Consider the following 18019-nt stretch of genomic DNA (forward strand, 5'->3'; position numbering starts at 1 on the left):
TAATACCACACTTTCTACAATCATTTCTCACTCTATTGTAATAGAAACTCTTCAATATTTCTATTAATAACCTGCTGGGATATCCTGCAAAGTCGATATTTGTCTTCTAAATACCTTTCTATATTGTGAAAAAACAGCGATTATTACACAAAAAACAAGGAATTTGCGAGGCAAATTCCTGTTATTTTTTCATATCAAAATATTTATCCATTACCTTCTTGCCGATAGTTAAGTTAGGTGATGGTCCGTTGTCTGTTGTATAGACCCAAGGCACCATTACCGCCATTGCCACCTCTGGGTTTTCATAGGGAGCATAGGCAACAAGGCTGACATTCATTACTTGGGGCGGTTCTTCATAATTTTCTCGCAATGGTCCGTCATAAAAGGCTTGTGCAGTTCCTGTTTTGCCTGCAGGAGTATAAGAACTTCCCGCAAAAACACTGCCAGTTCCGCCAGGCTGCATCACCATGCGGAAGCCCTTCTGCACTTGATTCATCCACTCTTCTTTCATATTTAGCTTATTTAACACCTTCGGCTTGATTTCATGCTCCATCACACCATATTTCTCTTTGCCTTTTCCAGAACTTCTGATTTCCTTCACGATATGTGGTTCAATTCGGTAACCACCATTGGCAATTGTCGAGATATATTGGGCAAGCTGCATATTTGTGTACGTGTCATATTGACCGATTGATAAGAACATTAAATCCCCAGGCTGATTTGGTTTTACTGGTCCTTTAAATCCAGCCATCTCATTAGGCAGATCAATTCCTGTCCTAACTCCTAAGCCCATTTCTCCAAAAGAATTACGAATAGTCGTATATGCTTGTGTTTCCACACTAAGAGGCTGCCCTTTAGCATAATGGCCTTTTCCGATTGCAATGGCGGTTTTGGCCATGTATACATTGGAGGATTGCTGCAATGCTTGAAGGTCATTGATAGTATTCATCACCTTCCAAGATTTAAAATCAGGGGAGTCCTTAATGCTCATCACTTCATCAAGCATCATAGAGTAAGGACGAATAACTCCTTCTTTATATCCAGTAAGCACCATTGCTCCCTTTACTGCTGAACCAACATTATAGGAAGTGGTAATATTGCCTAATGCAAAATCCTGTACTTCCTGCAAACCTGTCTTGTCGTTTTTAACAAGCTGCTTGCCCGCCATTGTTAATACTTCACCTGTATGCGGGTCCATCAGCACGACAAATGCTCTGTCTAAAAACTGTGTGCCTGCATAGCCTGCCTTTGTCTTCCGTAATTCTTCTTCAATAATTTTTTCAACCTCAAGCTGGAGGTTCATATCAATTGACAGGAATAAATCACTGCCCGCTTTACCTTCTGAAATAACATTAGATGAGACAATTTGATCTTTTTTATCTTTCACATATTCAACTGCTTGCTTTTTCCCTCTTAAAACATCTTCGTATTGTTTTTCAATATAGCTTAAACCAACACGGTCGTTCATGTTATAGCCTTTTGCGAGATATTCATCCTTTTGCTCTGCTGGTATCCCTTTTTGCGTGGAGCTGACTTTCCCAAGAACTGTTTTCAGCGTATCTCCATACCCATATGTTCGGTCCCAGTCTTTTGCTGTATCGACACCAGGCATCGAGGACAGATTCTCACTGACCTTAGCTAGCTCCTCTTCTGTTACACCATCATTTTTGATGACAATCGGCGTATAATAATAGCCGCTCGTCATCAGCCTGTAAATGGCTAAGGATTCTAAGTCATGTGCAGATAAGCTTGCTACTTCTGATGCCGTTACCTTGCTTCGAAGCAGCTCATTAAATTGCTTTTGATAGTCCTTTTCGCTGAATTTTTCCTTTAGCTTATTATCTTCTTCAATAGTTACTTTTTCTTTTGCTTCTTTTGGATGCAATAAGAGCCAATAATCTTTTTTATCTATATCAGTGATCTTGTCAATCTCCTTCTTTGAATCCATAGCAATTAAGTCTGCAAGCTTTTCTGCCGTTTTATTCAACTCATCCGGCTTATACTTCCAGTTTGTAAAAAGAATGGCATTTTTCCCTTTATTGCTTACAATGCTGTTCCCGTTCCTGTCATATATTTCTCCTCTTGGAACAGTTGTACTGATAACAATGTCCTCTGTTTTATCTACTTTCCGCTTGTATTCGTCACCGTAAACAATCTGGACAAATCCTAAGCGAAGGATCAGTGTTGAAAACAGTAGAAATATCAGCAAAAATAATAGATTCAACCGTAAAGACAGCTGAAATCTCCTTTTTCTCTTTTTTTCCCCCATAAAATTAACCCTTTCTTTTTAGACATTCTCACTCCTTTTATTTTAAAGTAAAAATCTGGTTCTATCTATCAGAATTTAACAAAATTCACAAAAATAACAAAGGTTCCTTATAAATAAGGAACCTTTGTTAAATAGTGTCCTGCTATTCTTGCCCATTTAATCTAGGCGCAGGCGAAAGCTTAATTTTTCGCGTAAAGAAATAAATGATTGAATGTCCGCTTCCAAGAATAAACAGCATCACTGGGATGGATTTTTCCGGATTAAACATAGTTACGCCTGCAATGAAGATTAGAACAGACAATAGCCGTCCAAAATTCAAGAACATTTCACGGACGACAATATATTCTATCCGCATTTCCCCTGCATTCCAGCCGCGGCCGATTACATCGTATGTCAGACTTGTATATGGGACTAGGATTAATGGATAAGCAATGGCAATAATACCTGAATAAATAAGAAGACGAATGAATGAAAAGTCAAATACTATGATAAATATTGACAAGAATAACAGAATTCCGCCTACCAGGATGGACTTATTTCGCTTTTCACTTTTGATGCTTCGTGACACGATATAATAGGCGATGAACGAAATGCCTGAATTAATGAGCCCAAATGTGCCTAGCGCCATTTCACTTCCTGTTGCGATAAACACAAACACAGTAATAACAAAAGCATACGTTCCTTCTCTGATTCCTTGGAAAAAATGAGCATAGGTAATACTTTTCCAATTATCATCATTCTTTCGTTCTTCGATAATTCGTTTTAATAAATATTGGCCGCTTGCCGGTCTTCGTTTTAGAAAGAAGCTCAATACCACCGCTAATGAAAATAATCCGAGCGAAATTCCGAACACAATCATATAGCCAGTTGTTTTATTCAAGGTTGAAATAATAAACCCTGCCAGCATAGGACCTACCATCCCTCCAACAGAGCCGAGAATGCCAAGAAAGCCGTTAAAAAAATCTCTCGTATCTGGTTCTGTAACTTCAAATGTCAGAACATTAAAGGCAAGCCAATAAAACCCATAGCCAATGCCAAGCAGACAGCCTAACAGCAGCAAATAAGTAGATGCCTTATCACCGATAAGCAGTACAGACAAATAAAACAACGCCAGGAAAATGACACCAATTCTAAATACGATGACCCTGTCAATTTTTTTTGCCCATCTGCCTGCAATGGTGAAGGTAATCAGCTGCAGAATAATTGTAGCCATATTATACAGCCCTAAATCTTTAAATTCTCCAGATTGTTTCCACAAGAAAATATTAACAAAGGTATTAGAAAGAGCTATGCTTAATGCATAAAGTCCACCGATTGTCAGCAGCAGTCCCAGTTCCTTTGTCAGTTTGATATTGCCAATCAAATTCCCTAATTTCATGATAAAAACTCCCCTTTGTCTCGCTAGTTTTTAACAAAAGGGTGTTCCTTATACAACATTTATTAAGGATGGTGCAGATATAGGAGGATTTTCGCGAAAAACAAAAAACCTTGCTGACCAAATTGGCCAGCAAGGTTTTTTGTTTTATTTTGCTGCAGTGTAGCGCTTAGTAACTTCTTCCCAGTTAATTACATTGAAGAATGCATTAATATACTCTGGACGGCGGTTTTGGTAGTTAAGGTAGTAAGCATGCTCCCAAACATCCAAGCCTAGGATTGGAGTTTTTCCTTCCATAAGCGGGCTGTCTTGGTTTGGTGTGCTTGTTACTTCCAACTCACCGTTGTTTACTACAAGCCATGCCCAGCCTGAACCGAAACGAGTTGTAGCAGCTTTAGCAAACTCTTCTTTGAAGTTTTCATAGCTTCCGAATTTGCTGTCGATAGCAGATGCTAAATCACCTGAAGGCTGTCCGCCGCCATTTGGAGAAATAACTTCCCAAAATAGAGAGTGGTTAGCATGTCCGCCGCCGTTGTTACGAACAGCTGTACGTGCTGCTTCTGGAACTGCATCAAGGTTTGACACAATCTCTTCAACCGTTTTAGAAAGAAGTTCTGCATTTCCTTCTAGAGCGTTGTTTAAGTTTGTTACATATGTGTTATGGTGTTTTGTGTGGTGAATATTCATTGTTTCTTTGTCAATATGCGGTTCTAATGCATCGTAAGCGTATGGTAATTGCGGTAATGAAAAAGCCATTTGTTTTTTCCTCCTATGTATAGGTAAATTTTTTTCTTCCCATATAATTTATCACTATTTTGACAATATTTACATGAGAAGGTTCTTCTAATAAAACAGTACCAAATTAAGCCATTCCTTTCAATTATTTTGCTTTATTTACAAGGAATTTTTTAAAAGAAAAACTGACTTTTGTGTTTTTGCAGTCATTCCCCAATTTAGTATATAAAGGAACTCTTCTTTTATACCAACATTGTTGCAAAAACAAACATCCCTTCTTTCAAAAGATTCGCTAAATAGACACATTATTCCTTTTCGTTGGTATATATAGGTTTTAACTTAAAAACGACAGGTTCACCTTCCAATATATTACAAAATCCATTTGACAATAAATACTCGATATTTTTTAATCGAAGCATAAAGAGAAACAACAAAGGGAGTGCGACAGATGAAGGAAGGAACTCTATCGCTTTACAGTCTGCTATTGCAGCATTATTTTTCGATTAATAATGTCCAATTCATTAAAAAGGGAAGCTTGCTGTTTCAAGAGGGTGACCCTGTTTCCAATATTTATCTCCTGTTAGAGGGGACACTATCAGTAGGCAGAATTCATGAAAACGGCAAAGAATTTATCATGAAGATTCTCCATGAGGAGGATTTGCTGCTAGAATACTTATTATTTAAGCAGTCACCGAAATACTATCATTTTGCGAGAACTATAACAGACTGTGAGCTTCTTATCATTGATAGAGCAGACTTTGAAGACTTTGCTCTGCATGACCATAAAATGCTTGCCTCTCTTACCGCATGGCTGAGTACAGGCTACTTAAAAGCAAATATTAAATGCCAAGATTTAATCATGCATGGTAAAAAAGGAAGCTTGTACAGCATTCTTATCCGGCTATGTCACTCTTTTGGAAAAAGAACTGCAAATGGTATACTAATTGATTTCCCCCTTACCCATCAGGAATTGGCAAATTTAACATTTGGGACAAGGGAAGTTATTCAAAGAGCCATGAAGGAACTTAGAGATGGCGGCATCATCTCTATCTCCTCTCAAAAAATTACTGTTAAGGACCTTGCGTTCCTAAAAAAAGCGGTAGACTGTCAAAACTGCCCTATTGAGATTTGCGGTCTAAACTAGTCCTGTTTCTTTAATTAACTGCGATAAGGAAATAGACAATCATAACGGTCTGAATCAGCCCTTTTGCTGCGACGCTTCCTAAAAAACCGACAAGAGAGCCGACGCCTGCTCTAAGGGCTGCTTGCCAATTTGATTTATTTACAAGCAATTCGGCGATAACCGCTCCTAAGAACGGACCAATTAATATTCCGGCAACAGGAATAACAAATGGACCTGCTATCAGACCAATCGTACTACCCCAAATACCAGCCTTTGAACCACCATATTTCTTTACACTGAAAAGGTTCGTTAAATAATCAGCAATAAATAATAAAATAACGAACATCCCTTGAATAATCCAGAACAAGACAGAGAATTCTTGGAAGGTAAAGAAAAGACCATACAACAAAAAACCTCCAATTATAAATACAACACTTGGAATAATTGGATAAATCAGACCTATATACGCAACTACAAATAAAGCTCCTATAATAACCCAATATATGACATTCACGTTAATAGCCTCCATTATCTTTTAGTTTCCTATGTTTAACATAGTTTTTTTCGCCAATCAACGGCTTACGCTTGTATATGTATTTGTGCAAAGATAAAATAGTAATGAATCTTTATAAGGGTGTGTCAAATGAATGAATATTTTTAAGCAGTTTTACCGGAGCATCTATTCACCAAAAGATATAGCTAGCTTCCGTTCACAGGGTATTTGGAAAACAATCGCTTTTCTTCTGATCCTCTCGATTGTCGCCTCTATCCCTACCATCTATTATTTAAGTAAAAGCATGAATGAAGGAATACATACACTAGCTTCCACATTGGAAGAAGATATTCCCGACTTCCGAATTGAAGACAACACGCTTCATTCTGATATGAAGGAGCCGAGCGTAACCAATACAGAAGACTTAACAATTATCGTTGATTCTACAGGCACCTATAACGAAAAGAACATCAGCTCTTCAGGCAATACTGTTGCTCTCCTTCCAAAAGAGTTCGTTATTGTCACAGCAGGACAATCTCAGTCGTTTGAGTACTCCTATTTCGGAAATATTCAAGCATCTAAAAGCGATTTAGCAGCATTAGCGAAATCCTTTGATTCAATGGTGCCACTGTTTACGAGTATAATGGCCGTGATCTTCTTTATCTTCCTTGCAGCTTCTAAAGCAATTGAAGCATTCATTCTTGCGATTTTCGGAACTGTCTTTGCAAGAATTTTAGGAAGAGAATTAACATATGGCCAAACATGGAGGATTACTGTCTACAGTATGACCATTCCGACTATCTTCTTTTTCATCATGGATAGCTTGGAAACAAATGTACCTAACGGCAGTATGCTTAATTGGTTCATCTCCCTGTTCATCGTATTCCTTTCTATTAAAGAAATAGAAACGAAAAAACCGATAAAAGAATAAGCATTAGAATTATACCCGTTTTTGTTTGCTCTAAATCTATATTGGCCACTAAGACTGTAGACAAGCTTTCTAAACAGCTGTTGACAGTCTTTTTATTTAATCTTTCTCGCCCTCCAGCACCTTCTATTTTGCGTCCTGACCTGCTCTAAATTAGTAGAGCAGGTTTTTTTATGGATTATAATCTATTATTTTTAGAAATAATGATAGATAAAATACTAGAAAAAGGTTCTATTAAAAATTCCTTGTACATACATTTAACTATCCATAAAAAGCAGGAGGAATCATGTATGAAAAAGCTCTTCATTACTTTTATCTGTCTGTTGACCATCTATGTTATCTATTTTGATTTGAATCACGGCACATTGAATGTAGATAAAGAGCCAGCGATTGAGGTACAGGCATCATCTGGATCTGACAGCCCCGGCTATTTTGAGCATGAGGTAAAAGCAGGCGAAACGGTCCTGTCAATCATCGAGAATGAAACGTCTGTAGCCCTTCCTGTCAGCATTGATACTTTAATAGCAGACTTCAAAAAATGGAATGACGGCGTTTCTCCTGAGGATATCCAAGTCGGAAAAGTTTATACCTTTCCTCATTACATCAATGGGCAATAAACGATTCCCAGCAAATTTTCCATTTGTTAATGTCAGCAAGTTTCTTGTCAATATAAGTATTTCATTGTTACAATAGGAATGTACTTTTGAATTTATTTGAGACCCTTCTTAAGTTTTTAAGGGTTCTCCAATTATTAAAGGAGCGAATCACCATTGAGTGAAATTATACATCGTACTAAAACCCGACCAATAAAAGTTGGCAATTTGACCATTGGCGGAAACAATGAGGTTGTTATCCAAAGTATGACAACAACAAAAACACATGATGTCGAAGCTACAGTTGCAGAAATTAATCGACTTGAAGAAGCTGGATGCCAAGTTGTCCGCGTTGCTTGTCCTGATGAACGTGCAGCCGATGCTATTGCAGAAATTAAGAAGAGAATCAACATCCCGCTTGTAGTCGATATCCATTTTGATTATCGTCTTGCATTGAAAGCTATTGAAGGCGGAGCAGACAAAATCAGAATTAACCCAGGTAATATCGGTAAACGGGAAAAGGTGGAAGCAGTTGTTAAAGCAGCTAAAGCTAAAGGAATTCCGATCCGTATTGGTGTAAACGCAGGTTCACTTGAAAAGAGAATCCTCGAAAAATACGGCTATCCAACAGCTGATGGCATGGTTGAAAGCGCATTGCACCATATCAAAATACTCGAAGATCTTGACTTTCATGATATTATCGTATCCATGAAAGCATCTGATGTAAATCTTGCGATTGAAGCGTATGAAAAAGCGGCAAAAGCTTTTGATTATCCTCTTCATCTTGGGATTACGGAATCAGGCACATTGTTTGCAGGAACTGTAAAAAGTGCGGCTGGATTAGGTGCGATTCTTAGCAAAGGAATCGGAAACACGGTTCGTATTTCTTTAAGTGCAGACCCTGTTGAAGAAGTAAAAGTTGCACGTGAGCTATTGAAATCTTTCGGATTGTCGGCAAATGCAGCTACATTAATTTCTTGTCCGACATGCGGACGTATTGAAATTGACCTTATTTCGATTGCTAATGAGGTGGAAGAGTATATATCCACCATTAAAGCACCGATTAAAGTGGCCGTGCTTGGCTGTGCTGTTAACGGTCCTGGAGAGGCGAGAGAGGCTGATATCGGGATCGCAGGTGCTAGAGGCGAAGGTCTATTGTTCCGCAAAGGGAAAATAGTCCGTAAGGTGCCAGAAGAAACAATGGTAGACGAATTGAAAAAAGAAATAGATGCTATCGCTGAAGAATATTTTGCCAAAAAAGCGGCTGAAGAAGCTGAAGATAAACAGAAGAAGCAGGATATGCTTACACAATAAGCTATAATGAGTCACCCCCCATTGATTTGATGGGGGGTGACCCACTTTTAGAAGCTTATAGACAAAATAAAACCCTTAAGCAATATGCTTAAGGGTTTTGTTTTGTTACAGTGATTCTCCGTTTGTTTCAATTACTTCTTTATACCAATGGAAGCTCTTCTTCTTAATACGGTCATTTGTTCCTTTACCTTCACTGTCTCTGTCAACATAAATATAGCCATAGCGTTTTCTAAGCTCTGCTGTAGATGCGCTCACAAGGTCGATTGGTCCCCATGAAGTATAACCGATTAGTTCGACTCCATCTTCAATCGCTTCTCGCACTTCTTCAAGATGGCTTTGCAGATAGTCAATCCGATAATCATCTTGGACAGTTCCATCCTCATTAAGTGTATCAACTGCACCAAGTCCATTCTCTACGATAAACAGTGGTTTTTGATATCTGTCATGAAGCTGATTCAAGACAATTCGCAAGCCTTTAGGGTCAATTTGCCAGCCCCATTCAGACGAAGCCAAATATGGGTTTTTGACACCTTCTAGCAGGTTTCCACTCGTTTTCTGATGCTCTGGGTCTGTGCTAGCAACAAACGACATATAATAGCTGAAGCCAATATAATCTACCGTGCCTTCTTTTAGAAGCTGCTCATCGCCTTCTTCCATGACAATTTCAATATTGTTGTCACGGAAATAGCGCTTCATGTATCCAGGATAGCTTCCTCTTGCTTGAACATCAGAGAAGAATAGCGTCTGACGGTCTTGCTGCATTGCTGCGAACATATCCTCCGGTTTGGATGTATATGGATATGTGACCATAGAAGCGATCATACAGCCAATTTGTGATCCTGGGATAATTTCATGACCGGCTTTTACGGCAAGTGCACTTGCAATAAATTGGTGATGTGCGCCTTGATACTGGGAATTCTTCTTGTTTTCCCCTTCATCAAACAGCAGTCCGCCACCTGTAAATGGTGCATGGAGAATAACATTGATTTCGTTAAAAGTCATCCAGTATTTCACTTTATCTTTATAACGTGTGAAAACCGTTCTTGCAAAGTGTTCATAGAACTCGACAACTTTGCGGTTTTTCCAGCCGCCATAGTTTTTTACTAAAGCCAGAGGCATTTCATAGTGAGAAATTGTTACTACAGGCTCGATATTATATTTCTTCAGTTCATCAAATACGTTGTCATAAAACGCTAAACCTTTTTCATTAGGCTCTGTTTCATCACCATTTGGGAATATTCTAGTCCAAGCAATAGATAGACGGAAGGCTTTAAAGCCCATTTCGGCAAAAAGTGCGATATCTTCTTTATATTTATGGTAAAAATCAATTCCATCATGATATAAATTATAAGCTGTCATGGACTCATCCGGCGGGCTCATAATTCCATGCGGAGATACGTCTGCTGTGGACAGTCCTTTTCCATCTTCTTTATATGCACCTTCAAGCTGGTTAGCAGCTACTGCGCCGCCCCACAAAAAACCTTCTGGAAATCTTTTCCCCATTCTATTCACCTCTTCATGTTATTAGAAAGGGACTGAATAACCAGTCCCCCTACATTTCTTAAACTGCAGATAAGTCAAGCACTACATCGTTTGCGCTTGTATGACCAGTTTTAAGTGGTGTTACATCTTTATATTCCATCGTGTTTGTAATAACAACAGGAGTAATTGTGTCAAATCCTGCTTTCTTTAATGCATCAATATCAAATGAAGTGATTTTGTCTCCAACCTTTACAACGTCTCCTTCTTTCATATGTGCTGTAAAATGCTCACCGTCAAGCTGAACTGTATCTAATCCGACATGGATAAGGATTTCTGCTCCTTTATCACTTGTAATACCGATAGCATGCTTTGTTTTGAAAAGTGTTGTAATAACTCCATTTACTGGAGAGAGCACTTCCCCTTTTTCTGGGATGATAGCAATCCCTTTCCCCATAATTTCTTGGGAGAATGTTGGATCATTCACTTCGCTTAATGAAACAGCTTTTCCTACGATAGGGCTTAAAATTTGTTCGGATACAATCCCTGCTTCTTTCGTCGCAGCAGCTTCTGCTTCTGCATCTTTGTTTTTAGCTGGTTCTTCTGCGTTTTCAGCAGGTACATCTTCAAATCCGATTAGATATGCCGCAACTGCTGCAGCAACAAACGCAATCGCCATACCAATTAGAGCGTTTACAAAGTTAAGTCCTGGTCCAATGAATGATGTAACACCTGGAATACCTGCACTACCACCCATGATATATGCTGCAACCTTCGTGATTCCTAGATAAGCACCACCGACTGCTCCACCAATTAGTGCCGCGATAAATGGCTTTTTAAGACGAACGTTAACACCATACATTGCTGGTTCTGTTACACCCATTAATCCTGTAACACTGACAGAATAAGAAAGTGATTTGAATTTTTTGTTTTTCGTTTTCATTGCAACTGCAAATGCTGCTCCAGCTTGCCCCATATTTGCCAAGAACATTGCTGGCATTAAATAGTCAAAGCCGTTTACTGTAACATTGTTAATCATGATTGGCACTAATGCGTAATGCATTCCAGTCATGATGATTAGCGAGAATGAACCTGCAAGAAGGATCATCGCAAATAGTCCTGCATTGTCGAATAAGAAGTTGATTCCTCCAGATAGATATTCACCTAGAATAGCACCAAGCGGACCAACTGTGATCAATGTAACCGGAACAACTACTAATAACGTAACACTTGGTACTACAATAAGTTTTAAGGACGCATGTGTAACTTTATCTATCCATCTTTCCACATAAGAAGCAATCCAGATTGCTAACAGAATCGGTATAACGGTTGATGAATAAGTAGCAATCGTAACAGGCAGCCCGATAAAGGAAATTGGTTCACCTGCCGTAAATAATGCTGTTAAGTCAGGATGCAGGATGGCTGCACCGATTGCTGCAGCAACAAACATGTTGCTTCCAAATTTTCTTGCAGCACTTACAGCTAATATGATTGGCAAGAAGTAAAAGGCACCGTCACCAACAGCTGTTAAGATGATATATGTTTGACTCGTATTAGAAAGCCAGCCTAACGCAACTAGAATCGCTAGAATACCTTTGATCATACCTGCTCCAGCAATTGCTGGCAGGATAGGAGTGAACACACCAGAAATGACATCAAATACAGCACTTATCGGATTTTTCTTTTCTCCCGAAGATCCGCCGCTTGTCTTTTCTCCGCTTAATTTACTGTTATCTATAATTCCTTTATAAACCTTCGGAACATCATTCCCAATAATAATTTGGAATTGACCTCCGCTGATGTTTGTTCCCATGACACCTTCAAGCGCCTCTATTTGTGGGCGATTTGCTTTACTGTTGTCTTTTAAGTTAAAGCGCAATCTTGTCATACAGTGAATGACATTATCTACGTTCTCTTCACCGCCAACTTGTTGCAATATTTCTTTTGATAATTTATTATAATCCATGACAGTACCTCCTATTTGTAGGGGAATAATATTGTTATACTTTGATTTAGCTGTATGAGGGTGGCAGCCCATATACAGCTTTTTTTTCTTGCTTATTTATGTTTTTACATCCCTCCGTTTTTACTCCATAAAAAAAACCTAAACTACGCCCATAATAAAGGATATAAAAATCCTCCTATCGAACGAAGTTTAGGTTTTGCCTGCATAATCAGTAACAATCCTAAAGCGGTTTCATTAAATTTTACAACCTAAATTTATCATGCCCTAAAATATTTGTCAACGCTTTCGATATTATTTTATAAAAAATATTTTTTCAATAAAAAAACGGCAGCTTCTAACAGAAGCTGCCGACCAAACAAGTCAAAGGTTTGTGCTAAAAGAACGGGGCAATAAAAATGCCGATGATAATAGACAATGCTCCAAGAGCGATCGCCCATGATCCAAGCGTTACTGCTCCGCGTCTGCGGGCTACAAACCCTACAATAATCCCAACGATGCCTAATACAATCGGCATCACAAACAGAGAAATAATAGAAATAATCAGCGCTGTTATCCCAATTCCTCTGCCATTGCTCTCTGTACGTTCCTTGCGCTGTGTGTCCATTTTTGCTTCTTCGTTCGTCGTCTCCACTCTCTGACGAACTGGGACACTTGTGTTAAAAGGCATTGGATTGACAATCTCTGCAGATGTCTCCTCCATATAATCTGTTGTGCGTGAATCGTCTTGCTCTCTATCGGTGCGATTCTTTTCTTCATTGCTATTGTAGTCTGCCATGATCATTCCCTCGCTTTCTATAATAGGAGCATTTATTATCATGGCCAATTAAGCACTCCTTATTAGTGTAAAAGCTTGGAAACATACTTTTTTACGTAAATCCTTTCTCTCTCCCATGTCTTTTGATAAGCTAAAGAAGGATAAGTTTTAGTAAAAAATTTAGAAGAAACAACAGTAAAAGGAGTACATAATGAAAAAATTGCGTTTTGGAATAGATATTGACGGGACAGTCACAAGACCGGATACCTTCGTTCCTTATTTAAATGAGAGCTTCCAACTAAATATAACGTTAGAAGATATTAAAGAATATGATCTATATCCCCTTGTTTCTGTTTCACACGAGGAATTCGATAAATGGTTTATAGATAATGAACCACGCATTTATACTGCTTCTCCTCTTGCAGAGGGAGCAAGCGTTGCTTTGAGCAGCTGGGCGGACAAACACGAGCTATACTTCATCAGTGCAAGAGGACAGCATCTCCTTGAAATTACGAAAGAATGGTTTGTAAATAACGGCATTGCTTATAATCATATTGACTTAATTGGCACACATCATAAAATTGCAGCAGTTAAAAAGTATGAAGTGGACATCTTTTTTGAGGATAAGCATGATAATGCAGTAATGATCCATCATGAATGTGGAATTCCTGTTATTTTATTTGATACTCCGTACAATAGAGAGCCAATTCCTGATGGAGTAATCCGGGTGACAAGCTGGCAGGAAGCTTCCAAATGGGTGGACAACTGGATTAAAACGAAGCAATAATAAAAAAAATCTACTGTTTGCTAACAGTAGATTTTTTATTGAATACATTCAGGACATTTTCCATAAATCTCAAATTTATGGCCTGAAACATCATATCCTTTTAAGTTGTCTGTCAGTTCTGCCATCGGACATGTAATAATTTCTTTCGTTTTTCCGCATTCCAGACAGATAAAATGATGATGATGGTGGTGATGTGAGCATGTAAACCGGAAATGCTTCTCTCCGTTCAGCTCTGTCATCTCAAATATATTGAGCTCCACAAAAAGAGAAAGATTACGGTATATAGTATCAAAGCTTAAACCAGGATAATCATTTTTCAATGCATCCAGTACATCTTTAGCCGTGATATACTTATTTTTAGCTGCAAACAGCTCTAGAATATCTTCTCGTTTTCCGGTATGCTTATAGCCCTCTTCTTTTAGTATGTCTAATGCTTGTTCTACATTCAATGGTGACACCTCCCAATTTTCTGGAATATATATAGTAACCGTTACGATTTATTCAACTAATGGAAGTCATCCTTTATCTAAATTAGTATACAAGAATGCCCTGATAATGTAAAGATACGGCGACTTTCGAATAAATCATTCAGATTTTTTGCATTTTTCATGACACATTTTCGCCTAACCCTCATATGTTAGAATGGGGAGTGATGACATGAAAATTTTTGAGAATATAATCAACCATAAAATCCATACGATTACTGCAACAGAGCTGCTGAAATACAGCAAACAATTCAAAATTCCTATTAATGATGGAGAAGCTGAGACACTGGCAAAGCATTTAAACAGCAAAAAAATCAACATTTTCAATCCAAATGAAAGAGCTCAGTTAATCAGAGAGCTTGCGACAATTACCAGCCCAGCCACAGCAAAGGAAGTCAATAACTTGTTTAATCTATTTGCAAACCAATAAGCTTTATGACTGCCTCTTTTTCCTTCTATGGGAAGAAGAGGCTTTTTTTATTTAATAAAAACATTTATTATTCTCATCTTTTTTTCATGTGCCTATGCTAAAGTGTTTGCTTGGACAAGATTATCTTATTTTTTGGAAGCTAAAAGGAGCAATAAAAATAATGAGTATGGATACATTACTGCAATTAAACACCATTTTTATAAGTATCATTATTGAGGCACTGCCATTTATTTTGATTGGTGTTATCGTCTCCGGAATCATCCAAGTCTTTATTTCAGAAGAAATGATTGCAAGAATTATGCCGAAAAATAATATTCTCGCTATTTTGGTTGGTTCCGTAATGGGTGCTATTATCCCTGCCTGTGAATGCGGTATTATTCCGATAACAAGAAGGCTTATTTTAAAAGGAGTATCAATCCCTGCAGCTGTAGCGTTTATGATCACAGGGCCAATTATTAATCCGATTGTTCTTTTCTCCACCTATATTGCTTTTGGCAACAGCTGGAGCATGGTGTTACATCGTGGATTATTGGCAATACTTGCGGCAATTATCATTGGTATTGTTCTTAAATTCACCGTTAAAGAGGCACCGTTAAAATCAACAGAAAACCATTCGGCTCATTATCATTCCTTTACAGAAAAAATTTCTGCTATGCTGAAACACTCTATCGACGAATTCTTTTCAGTCGGGAAATATTTAGTGGCAGGTTCATTTATTGCGGCACTTGTGCAGACGACTATTAAAACATCAACACTTGTTTCCATTGGGAACGGAACCATTTCCTCCCATGTTGTGATGATGGGGCTAGCTTATGTATTAAGCCTATGCTCACAAGCTGATGCCTTTATTGCTGCAAGCTTTCGCGGCAGCTTTTCCACAAGCTCGATTCTCGCTTTTTTGCTGTTTGGCCCTATGCTCGACATCAAAAATACAATGATGCTGCTCAGTACATTTAAAGCGAAATTTGTCGCTCTCTTATGCACCGTTATTACCATCACTGTTTTACTTGTGACATTAGTTTTTTAAGGAGGCATGTATATGTTTCGGATATTTGTTCTAATCGGGTTCACATACCTTTTTTTCCATCTGCATGCATCTGGCGATATTTCTAAATATATTAACATGAAGTATTCCTATATATCTGAGTCTGCCATATATATCTTTATTTTGTTTACGCTTATCTCCATCTATTTTTATATAAAAGGAGATAAACACGATCATGAACATGAGCATGATTGTGATCATTGCGGACATAATCATGCAGCAGAGGAAAACCGTTGGTGGAAAAGAGCCATTGCTTTTCTCATTATGATTGCGCCAGTATTGACAGGACTATTCCTGCCTGTTGCCACACTTGATTCGAATATAGTAGAAAAGAAAGGGCTCTCCTTTCCCGTCTATGCGGAAGGAGATGAATACAGCCAGCATCAGTTTCTACAACCAGATACAAGCAGCTATTACGGAAAAGAAGGCTATTCTGAAATGATGGATAAGGGTCTGAAGAAATTAAGTAAAGTAGACTCCATTAAGCTGGAGGGAGATACTTTCCTCAACGATCTGGAAACTATCTACAATTACCCAGGTCAATTTATCGGGGAAGAAATAACACTGACAGGTTTTGCTTATAAAGATAAAGAGCTGGCAGCCAACCAAGCCTTCCTGCTGAGATTCGGAATTATCCATTGTATTGCTGATTCAGGTGTTTACGGAATTCTTCTGGACCTGCCTGATGATTTGAAGGCAAGCAATGATGATTGGCTGCAAATAACAGGAACTCTTGATAATATTTATTACCAGCCTTTCAAAAAAACCATTCCAGTTCTCAAAGTAACAAAATGGACAAAGGTTACCGAGCCTAATGATCCGTATGTTTATCGTCAAAATTAACATAGAAGCAAAAACTGCCGTTCGACTGCAGTCTTCGCTTCTATTTTTTTGAAAAATCAATAAATTTTGTATTATAATAAATTTATAAGAATTTACCAAAGGAGGGCATTCAATGAAATATGGGAAATTTGTGATTGCTACAATGGTTGTTATATTATTGGAATTTGGCATTTCTTATTTAGTTGCACAAAAATTGAATATTTTTTATTTAGATGCCATGTTTTATGTAGGTTTGAGTCTTACCTTAATTTTTGTCTTTTTCTCCAGCACAGGAGGCTTATTTACTAATTACAGTGAGATGACTACTGCAAAAAGTTATCTTGGTTTTAAAAACAATTATAAATTAACAAGAAAACTTGGCAGCTTAAGCATAAATTGTTTAAATGTTGGCTCCCTATTATTTTTTCTTATCGGCCTTGCTACAGCCTTCATCACAAGTAACTAATCTATTTTAAGCAAATAAAAGACCACTTCACATGATGTGAAATGGCCTAATTTACTTTAACCTTTTAAAATATCGTCAAGTAAGCTTTCATTAAATTGCTGAGTTTTCAGCATATCAATTTCATGTTTATATGGAGCTTTTTTGTTAGTCTTATCTTCCCCGACATAAGGTGTTTCCAAGATTTTCGGAATATCAATAAGCTGAGGATGATGAACAATTTTGCTTAATGCGTCAAAGCCGATATGACCATAGCCAATATTCTCATGACGGTCTTTTCTCATCCCTACTGCATTTTTACTGTCATTGATATGAAGTACTTTCAGCTTGTCTATCCCGACAATACGGTCAAACTCATCAAGCACTCCGTCAAAGTCCTCGACAATATTATAGCCGGCATCATGAGTATGACATGTATCGAAGCATACAGACAGCTTGTCATTATAGGTGACACCATCCATAATCATTGCTAGCTCCTCGAAGGTTTTACCGCATTCGGAACCTTTACCAGCCATTGTTTCCAGTGCAATTTGCAGATTTTCTTTGCCTGTCAGCACTTCGTTTAAGCCTTCGATAATTTTTTTTATGCCTATATCTGTACCAGCACCAACATGTGCGCCTGGATGCAAAACAATTTGTTTAGCACCAAGCGCTTCTGTCCGTTCAATTTCTGTTCGTAGGAAATTAACACCTAGTTCAAATGTTGCCGGATTTGTAGTGTTGGCAATATTAATGATGTAAGGAGCGTGGACAACGATATCTGCTATCCCGTTTTCCTGCATATGTCTCATTCCTGCTTCTATATTTAAATCTTCAATTTTTTTGCGTCTTGTATTTTGAGGAGCACCTGTATATATCATGAAGGTATTTGCTCCATAAGATACTGCTTCTTCACTTGCTGCTAGAAGCATTTTTTTTCCGCTCATGGATACATGGGAACCTAGTTTCACCATTCATC

At 38.1% G+C, this 18019-nt stretch carries 18 protein-coding genes; 9 read left to right on the forward strand and 9 right to left on the reverse strand.

What is annotated here, in order from left to right; translation table 11 throughout:
• Window positions 1–181 precede the first annotated feature (181 nt).
• The 3 genes from L8T27_RS13360 to L8T27_RS13370 all read right to left on the reverse strand — a co-directional run bounded on the left by L8T27_RS13360 (window position 182) and on the right by L8T27_RS13370 (window position 4400).
• The gene (locus L8T27_RS13360; protein ID WP_233313149.1) at window positions 182–2269 is read right to left on the reverse strand and encodes a peptidoglycan D,D-transpeptidase FtsI family protein; all 2088 of its coding nucleotides are present in this window, start codon (window positions 2267–2269) and stop codon (window positions 182–184) included.
• Window positions 2270–2411: 142 nt separating this feature from the next.
• Window positions 2412–3647 carry an MFS transporter gene (locus L8T27_RS13365; RefSeq protein ID WP_233313148.1) on the reverse strand — a complete coding sequence of 412 codons (1236 nt, stop codon included), beginning with the start codon at window positions 3645–3647 and terminating at the stop codon, window positions 2412–2414.
• A 144-nt stretch (window positions 3648–3791) separates the two neighbouring features.
• The gene (locus L8T27_RS13370) at window positions 3792–4400 is read right to left on the reverse strand and encodes a superoxide dismutase (RefSeq protein ID WP_233313147.1); all 609 of its coding nucleotides are present in this window, start codon (window positions 4398–4400) and stop codon (window positions 3792–3794) included.
• 427 nt (window positions 4401–4827) lie between these two features.
• Between L8T27_RS13370 and L8T27_RS13375 the strand changes: the two genes are divergently transcribed.
• The gene (locus L8T27_RS13375) at window positions 4828–5523 is read left to right on the forward strand and encodes a Crp/Fnr family transcriptional regulator (RefSeq protein ID WP_237941707.1); all 696 of its coding nucleotides are present in this window, start codon (window positions 4828–4830) and stop codon (window positions 5521–5523) included.
• 10 nt (window positions 5524–5533) lie between these two features.
• On the opposite strand, the gene L8T27_RS13380 is transcribed toward L8T27_RS13375, so the two are convergent.
• A complete protein-coding gene (locus L8T27_RS13380) occupies window positions 5534–6016 on the reverse strand; it encodes a DUF456 domain-containing protein (protein WP_237941708.1) in 483 nt (160 codons plus the stop codon).
• A 133-nt stretch (window positions 6017–6149) separates the two neighbouring features.
• Between L8T27_RS13380 and L8T27_RS13385 the strand changes: the two genes are divergently transcribed.
• The 3 genes from L8T27_RS13385 to ispG all read left to right on the forward strand — a co-directional run bounded on the left by L8T27_RS13385 (window position 6150) and on the right by ispG (window position 8830).
• Window positions 6150–6926 carry a DUF1189 domain-containing protein gene (locus L8T27_RS13385; protein ID WP_237941709.1) on the forward strand — a complete coding sequence of 259 codons (777 nt, stop codon included), beginning with the start codon at window positions 6150–6152 and terminating at the stop codon, window positions 6924–6926.
• A gap of 287 nt (window positions 6927–7213) precedes the next feature.
• Window positions 7214–7540, forward strand: coding sequence for a LysM peptidoglycan-binding domain-containing protein (locus tag L8T27_RS13390; RefSeq protein ID WP_233313143.1), 327 nt, complete (start codon window positions 7214–7216; stop codon window positions 7538–7540).
• Between the two features lie 153 nt (window positions 7541–7693).
• Complete coding sequence (gene ispG, locus L8T27_RS13395) at window positions 7694–8830, forward strand: flavodoxin-dependent (E)-4-hydroxy-3-methylbut-2-enyl-diphosphate synthase (protein WP_233313142.1); 1137 nt, start codon at window positions 7694–7696, stop codon at window positions 8828–8830.
• 105 nt (window positions 8831–8935) lie between these two features.
• Here ispG and bglH read toward each other — a convergent pair whose 3' ends face one another.
• The 3 genes from bglH to L8T27_RS13410 all read right to left on the reverse strand — a co-directional run bounded on the left by bglH (window position 8936) and on the right by L8T27_RS13410 (window position 13092).
• Window positions 8936–10333 carry an aryl-phospho-beta-d-glucosidase gene (gene bglH, locus L8T27_RS13400; protein ID WP_245399883.1) on the reverse strand — a complete coding sequence of 466 codons (1398 nt, stop codon included), beginning with the start codon at window positions 10331–10333 and terminating at the stop codon, window positions 8936–8938.
• Window positions 10334–10391: 58 nt separating this feature from the next.
• Window positions 10392–12275 (reverse strand): beta-glucoside-specific PTS transporter subunit IIABC, encoded by a 1884-nt coding sequence (locus tag L8T27_RS13405; RefSeq protein WP_237941711.1) that lies wholly within the window; start codon window positions 12273–12275, stop codon window positions 10392–10394.
• 373 nt (window positions 12276–12648) lie between these two features.
• On the reverse strand, window positions 12649–13092 hold the full coding sequence (locus L8T27_RS13410) for a DUF308 domain-containing protein (RefSeq protein WP_233314705.1): 444 nt from the start codon (window positions 13090–13092) through the stop codon (window positions 12649–12651).
• 148 nt (window positions 13093–13240) lie between these two features.
• On the opposite strand from L8T27_RS13410, the gene L8T27_RS13415 reads away from it, so the two are divergent.
• Window positions 13241–13816: a 5' nucleotidase, NT5C type gene (locus tag L8T27_RS13415; RefSeq protein ID WP_237941712.1), complete on the forward strand. Its 576-nt coding sequence runs from the start codon at window positions 13241–13243 to the stop codon at window positions 13814–13816.
• 35 nt (window positions 13817–13851) lie between these two features.
• On the opposite strand, the gene zur is transcribed toward L8T27_RS13415, so the two are convergent.
• Entirely contained in the window at window positions 13852–14265 is a 414-nt protein-coding gene (gene zur, locus L8T27_RS13420) for a zinc uptake transcriptional repressor Zur (protein WP_237941713.1), read from the reverse strand.
• 208 nt (window positions 14266–14473) lie between these two features.
• Between zur and L8T27_RS13425 the strand changes: the two genes are divergently transcribed.
• The 4 genes from L8T27_RS13425 (at window position 14474) to L8T27_RS13440 (ending at window position 17064) form a co-directional block, all read left to right on the forward strand.
• On the forward strand, window positions 14474–14731 hold the full coding sequence (locus tag L8T27_RS13425) for a DUF2624 domain-containing protein (protein ID WP_233313137.1): 258 nt from the start codon (window positions 14474–14476) through the stop codon (window positions 14729–14731).
• A gap of 160 nt (window positions 14732–14891) precedes the next feature.
• Window positions 14892–15758, forward strand: coding sequence for a permease (locus L8T27_RS13430; RefSeq protein WP_233313136.1), 867 nt, complete (start codon window positions 14892–14894; stop codon window positions 15756–15758).
• A gap of 12 nt (window positions 15759–15770) precedes the next feature.
• Window positions 15771–16619 (forward strand): TIGR03943 family putative permease subunit, encoded by an 849-nt coding sequence (locus L8T27_RS13435; protein ID WP_233313135.1) that lies wholly within the window; start codon window positions 15771–15773, stop codon window positions 16617–16619.
• Between the two features lie 112 nt (window positions 16620–16731).
• On the forward strand, window positions 16732–17064 hold the full coding sequence (locus L8T27_RS13440) for a hypothetical protein (protein WP_233313134.1): 333 nt from the start codon (window positions 16732–16734) through the stop codon (window positions 17062–17064).
• A 56-nt stretch (window positions 17065–17120) separates the two neighbouring features.
• Here L8T27_RS13440 and L8T27_RS13445 read toward each other — a convergent pair whose 3' ends face one another.
• Window positions 17121–18014 (reverse strand): deoxyribonuclease IV, encoded by an 894-nt coding sequence (locus L8T27_RS13445; RefSeq protein ID WP_233313133.1) that lies wholly within the window; start codon window positions 18012–18014, stop codon window positions 17121–17123.
• Window positions 18015–18019 lie beyond the last annotated feature (5 nt).

It is taken from the genome of Niallia sp. Man26, assembly GCF_022049065.2.
In the GTDB taxonomy this organism is placed as follows: Bacteria; Bacillota; Bacilli; order Bacillales; family Cytobacillaceae; genus Niallia.